Consider the following 5,228-nt stretch of genomic DNA (forward strand, 5'->3'; position numbering starts at 1 on the left):
GACTTTGGAGCTATTATTAGCCGGTTGCACCACGACTACTTGCCACCGTTTCACGAAAGATTTAGCACACCACGTTCGTCAGGCTGATGTTTTGGTCGTGGCGGTCGGAAAACCTCATTTTATTCCTGGTGATTGGATTAAAGAAGGTGCCGTAGTGATTGATGTCGGTATTAACCGTTCAGAAACCGGTAAGCTGGTCGGCGATGTCGATTATGATGTCGCTTGTACCCGAGCCAGCTTTATTACGCCGGTTCCCGGCGGAGTTGGGCCGATGACGGTAGCAAGCTTAATAGAAAATACCTTGATGGCCTGCGAGCTGTTCCACACCGACTAACCCACGCTCAGCCATGCGAACAAAAACGGCGAGCTTTTTATTGGCTCGCCGTTTTTGTTGCTTTGTCTTTGCCAGCGTTACAGCGAAAGAATCACGCCCGCTAAAGCCGCGCTCATTAAATTGGCTAATACCCCAGCCGAAATAGCTCGAAAACCATATCGAGAAATAAAACTGCGCCGCTCTGGCACTAAGCTGCCTAGCCCACCAATCAATACTGCCATGGTTGAAATATTGGCAAAGCCACACAGTGCAAAGGTCACAATGGCTTGAGAATGTTCGCTCAGTTGCGATTGAACGTTCATTAACTGAATAAAGGCCACAAATTCATTGACGATAATTTTATTGCCAATAAGTGCCCCAGCGGTGATTGCTTCGTGCCATGGAATGCCCAGTAGCCATGCAACCGGCGCAAATAGATAGCCTAAAATCAACTCAAAGCTAAGTTCGACCCCTACCAAACTGCCCGCCCAACCGAGCAGGCCGTTAAGTAGTGCAATCACACTGACAAAGGCTAATAAGGTGGCACCAACGGCGACCGCGATACGTAACCCAGACATGGCTCCATCGGCCACCGCTTCGACAACATTGGTTGCTTTAGGCATGTCGGCTAAATCATCACATTGCGGTAAAATATGAGGCTCGATTTCTGGTACTAATATTTTGGCCATTAACAAACCGGCCGGAGCTGACATAAACGCCGCAGCAATCAAATAGTTTAAATTTACGCCCAGTGAAGCGTAACCAACTAATGTTCCTCCAGCGACAGAGGCTAACCCACACGTCATCACGGCAAAAAATTGTGAGTCACTCATCTGTTTTAAATAGGGTTTCACAACCAGTGGTGCTTCAATCATACCGACAAAAATATTGGCCGTTGCGGAAAGTGATTCAGCTCTTCCTGTGCCGAGCAGTTTTTGTATCCCACCACCGAGAACATTAATGACTTTAGGCATTAATCCGATGTGATAAAGGCCTGAAATCAATGCCGAGAAAAAGATAATGATGCCAAGTACATTAATCGCAAATACAAAACCAATGCTGTCATTCGCTAAACCACCAAAGATAAAGCGGATCCCTTCTTGTCCATAATCAATTAAATGTGACACCGCTCCAGTCACCTGATTTAAAATGTCCTTACCCATCGGAACATACAGCACCAATAGCGCAAAACCGACTTGCAGCAAAAAGGCGGGAACCACCGTTTTCAATTGAATATTTTTTCTGTTTGTAGAAAGTAGCCAAGCGATAACTAAAATCGCGGCAACACCAAGAAGTGAGTTCATGAACGCATCCGAAAAGTTTACCAATAAGGGAAGGCGTGGGATTCTATTCCTCAAATCGGATTGCGCAAGTGGCAAATGTTAATCGGATCGCACTAAAAATGTCCCTTTGTGACACCCATATTTAACTGTTTGATTTATAAATAACTAAACGATTGCTTGATGCTATTATTTCCATTTAGAAAAAATATTTCTCAGGAGAGAAAAAATTTCGCGCCATTATCTTTCATTTTGATTAAAACGGAGATAAGGAGCTAGTTGCTGATCCCAGTAACAAGGTGAGCCAATTTTGGCTTTGATAAAATCAATGACCGCAGTGATTTTCTTAGGCATATGCTGACGGCTTGGATAAACCGCATAAAACGGCATCACTTGGTTGGCACGCCAATCGGGTAACAGTTGAATCAGTTTACCTTGGCGAAATTCATCCTGAATTAAATAGGTGGCTAAATAGGCAATCCCCCACCCTGCAACCGCGGCATCACGCACCGCTTCGGCGAGATCAACCGAATAATTTCCCGAAACTTGGATGGTCAGTTGCTGCTCAGCATTGGCAAATGACCAATGGGTATAGTCTCGCTCCCAACTGCGATAAATTAAACAATTATGAGTCAGCAGATCATGAGGCGTTTGAGGTATGCGGTGTTGCAATAAATAATCGGGCGAAGCCGCGACAATAAACTGACAATCGACTAAACGTTGAGCAACGTAGCCCTCTGGTAAGATTTCATTACTCGTGATCCAGAGATCGAGCCCTTCTTGCAGCATATCGACTTTATGATCAAATAAATGCACTTCAATTTTCAATTTCGGGTACAACTGACGCAGCGCCTCTAAGGTCGGCAGAATATGCAAGGTTCCGAACGACTGCGATAAACCCAGCTTTAATAATCCGCAGACTTCATCGCGCTGACTTTCCACCTCTGACTGGGCGGTATCAATGATGCTCACGAGCTGAGCGCAATGGTCATAAAAGGCTTGGCCCGTTTCAGTCAAAGTAAAACTGCGTGTGGTTCGCTGGATCAACTTTGCTCCTAGTGCAGCTTCCAGTTGTGCTAATTGCTTACTCACATGGGAGACCGAAACGCCTAATGTTTTAGCTGCCGCGGTAAACCCTTGTTGTTTGACTAACGCAGCAAAGATCACCATTTGCCCGGCACGATCTGATAACACATTCACCCCTATGGTTATGATCAAAAAGGGCTGATAACCAGCCCTTTCGTTAAAAGTGTTTGTTGGCTTAAAATTTAATTCTATCGGCTAAATGACTGACCGCTAGCGCGAAATAGTGTGAACGGTTCCACTTCATCAGCACATTATAGTTGTTGTACACCAAATAGATTCGCCCTTTTTCATCATCTGGAATAATCAGCCATGCTTGAATATCCTGATCGAGTTTTGGCAATGGTTGACCGTCGTAGCGGGTCACACCCAGTTGGCTCCACTCTTGTAGGTATTTTCCTTTGCCTGCTTGGCGACCTTCTAAGCTGCGATCAAACCCTTGTGGTATTTTAACTTGTCGCCCCCAAGTGTATCGATCATCCCACCCCGATTGGCTGAGATAATTAGCCGTTGATGCAAAGACGTCCGCCGTGGTTCCCCAAATGTCTTTCTTCCCGTCGCCATTTCCATCGGCTGCATAAGCCAAAAATGAGCTAGGCATAAATTGGCATTGCCCCATTGCTCCAGCCCAAGAGCCTTTCATCTCGTCTATCTGGATGTGCCCTTGCTGTAAAATTTGCAATGCGGCCATGGTTTCTTTGCGGAAAAACGCTTCACGTCGTCCATCATAAGCCATTGTGGTCAACGCATCGATCACCGAATAGTTACCAGTAAAGCGGCCAAAGTTACTCTCGACTCCCCAGAGCGCGACAATAAAACGTGGATGAACCCCATACTGTTTGCCAATCCGCTGTAGCTCATCGTAATGTTGATCATATAACGCCTGAGCTTGGTTAACCTTCCAATCGGGTACTGCGCGTGGAATATATTCATCCAAGGTTAGCCGTTTTTCCGGCTGGTTACGATCAGCAGTAACGGCGCGAGGACGATGTTCCACATTCGCAAACGCCGCCGTTAAGATCGATTCAGAAATCCCCTCTTGACGCGCCTCTTGCTTTAACCCTTCCACATACTGTTCAAAACTGACTGGATTTGCCCATAATGGCCATGAACATGCCATCCCTAGTATCACTGACACAATTTTTTTCAAAAGACTCTCCTCAAACCATCCGGGTTACGAACCTTGTCTATTTTGCTGTTTTTGTTCTTTATAACGTGCTAATAAATTTTCTGGTGGTGGCGGCAATTGTAAAAAGAACCCTTGTTGCCCCAACGCCGTTTTCACCTTCTCGACATCCACGTAAGCCAATTGACGCTTGGCCAGATTAACTAACATGACAAAAATAGGTTTACCAAAAGTCTGCATTAAGGTGTCAGGAACCTGTGAAAAATCATCTCTCTTCGGAATATAGAGATAAGTGCCTTCTTTTTTTGAACTCTTATAGATAGAACAAAGCATGCCAACCCTTTCCATTGAATTTTCCCGCATTGGGGATAAAATTTCGCTCATTTCGGATCATCACCGCTAAAATTGCGAGGAAATCACCGAATTGACGGCAAGATAACTTGCTGTACCAAGGCGCTGAATATAACATGACACCTATAGTCTCCGACAACGCTAATTACCCTATACCAAATGCCCTTTTCCGACAAATAAAGAGGGATTGTGCACTCATTGTACCTTCGCTTAAATTGTAGATTCGCTTAGGTATAGAACAGGCGTTTATTGAGGTCAACGTTACGATGTCAAATATACCTGACCTAAAAGGCCGTAGTTTCACTTTATCTGTACTGCATCTGGCGGATAATCAAGTGGAGACTACGGTGAATTTTCTAAAACAAAAAACAGAGCAAGCCCCCGCTTTTTTTGCCAATGCGCCGATTGTTTTAAACATTGATAAAGTAGTGGGTGAGATTGATTTTGCTACACTAAAAAATGGCATTATTGAAGCCGGTTTTGTCCCCGTTGGCATTACGGGGTGTAAAGATAAACGTTGCCAAACACAAGCTTTTTCCGCGGGGTTTGCGGTGATGACGGCCAGTAATACGCCATCTCACGCTCCGACCCAGATGGCACCGACCAAAGTGGTTCGCAATCCGATACGTTCAGGGCAGCAGGTGTATGCAAAAGACGGTGACTTGGTTATTTTAAACCATGTTAGCCCTGGGGCAGAAGTGATCGCCGATGGTTCAATCCATATTCATGGCACACTACGCGGCCGAGCAATTGCAGGGGCTAGTGGGCAAAAAGAAGCACGTATTATTTGTCACGATTTACAAGCCGAACTAGTTTCCATTGCAGGGAATTATTGGCTGAGCGATCAAATTGATAGTGAATTTTGGCAAAAGAAAGTGATGCTGAGTTTAAGCGAAGAGTCACTGCATTTTGAATTACTCACAATTTAGCATCGAAAGGAAACTCATTAGATGGCACGCATTATTGTTGTAACGTCAGGAAAAGGTGGGGTAGGCAAAACCACCTCCAGCGCAGCTATTGCGTCTGGTTTAGCTTTAAAAGGCAAAAAGACGGCGGTGATCGATTTTGATATCGG

At 45.1% G+C, this 5,228-nt stretch carries 7 protein-coding genes; 3 read left to right on the forward strand and 4 right to left on the reverse strand.

From position 1 onward, the window contains the following. The coding region (locus tag B7C60_RS18770) for a FolD family protein (protein ID WP_483887756.1) at nt 1-334 on the forward strand (334 nt) is incomplete at its 5' end. A 77-nt stretch (nt 335-411) separates the two neighbouring features. On the opposite strand, the gene B7C60_RS09360 is transcribed toward B7C60_RS18770, so the two are convergent. From B7C60_RS09360 to B7C60_RS09375, 4 genes are all read right to left on the reverse strand, one after another. Beyond that, entirely contained in the window at nt 412-1,617 is a 1,206-nt protein-coding gene (locus B7C60_RS09360) for a NupC/NupG family nucleoside CNT transporter (protein WP_099611418.1), read from the reverse strand. 216 nt (nt 1,618-1,833) lie between these two features. Next, nucleotides 1,834-2,787: a LysR family transcriptional regulator gene (locus tag B7C60_RS09365; RefSeq protein ID WP_099611419.1), complete on the reverse strand. Its 954-nt coding sequence runs from the start codon at nt 2,785-2,787 to the stop codon at nt 1,834-1,836. A gap of 67 nt (nt 2,788-2,854) precedes the next feature. Further along, nucleotides 2,855-3,826 (reverse strand): lytic murein transglycosylase, encoded by a 972-nt coding sequence (locus B7C60_RS09370; protein ID WP_099611420.1) that lies wholly within the window; start codon nt 3,824-3,826, stop codon nt 2,855-2,857. Nucleotides 3,827-3,850: 24 nt separating this feature from the next. Continuing rightward, a complete protein-coding gene (locus B7C60_RS09375; RefSeq protein ID WP_099611421.1) occupies nt 3,851-4,135 on the reverse strand; it encodes a YcgL domain-containing protein in 285 nt (94 codons plus the stop codon). A 284-nt stretch (nt 4,136-4,419) separates the two neighbouring features. Between B7C60_RS09375 and minC the strand changes: the two genes are divergently transcribed. Both minC and B7C60_RS18775 read left to right on the forward strand, forming a co-directional pair. Then, complete coding sequence (minC, locus tag B7C60_RS09380) at nt 4,420-5,082, forward strand: septum site-determining protein MinC (RefSeq protein ID WP_099611422.1); 663 nt, start codon at nt 4,420-4,422, stop codon at nt 5,080-5,082. Nucleotides 5,083-5,103: 21 nt separating this feature from the next. Next, a partial coding sequence (locus B7C60_RS18775) for a nucleotide-binding protein (protein WP_245869197.1) occupies nt 5,104-5,228 on the forward strand: 125 nt, incomplete at its 3' end.

Source organism: Vibrio fujianensis (assembly GCF_002749895.1).
GTDB lineage: Bacteria > Pseudomonadota > Gammaproteobacteria > Enterobacterales > Vibrionaceae > Vibrio > Vibrio fujianensis.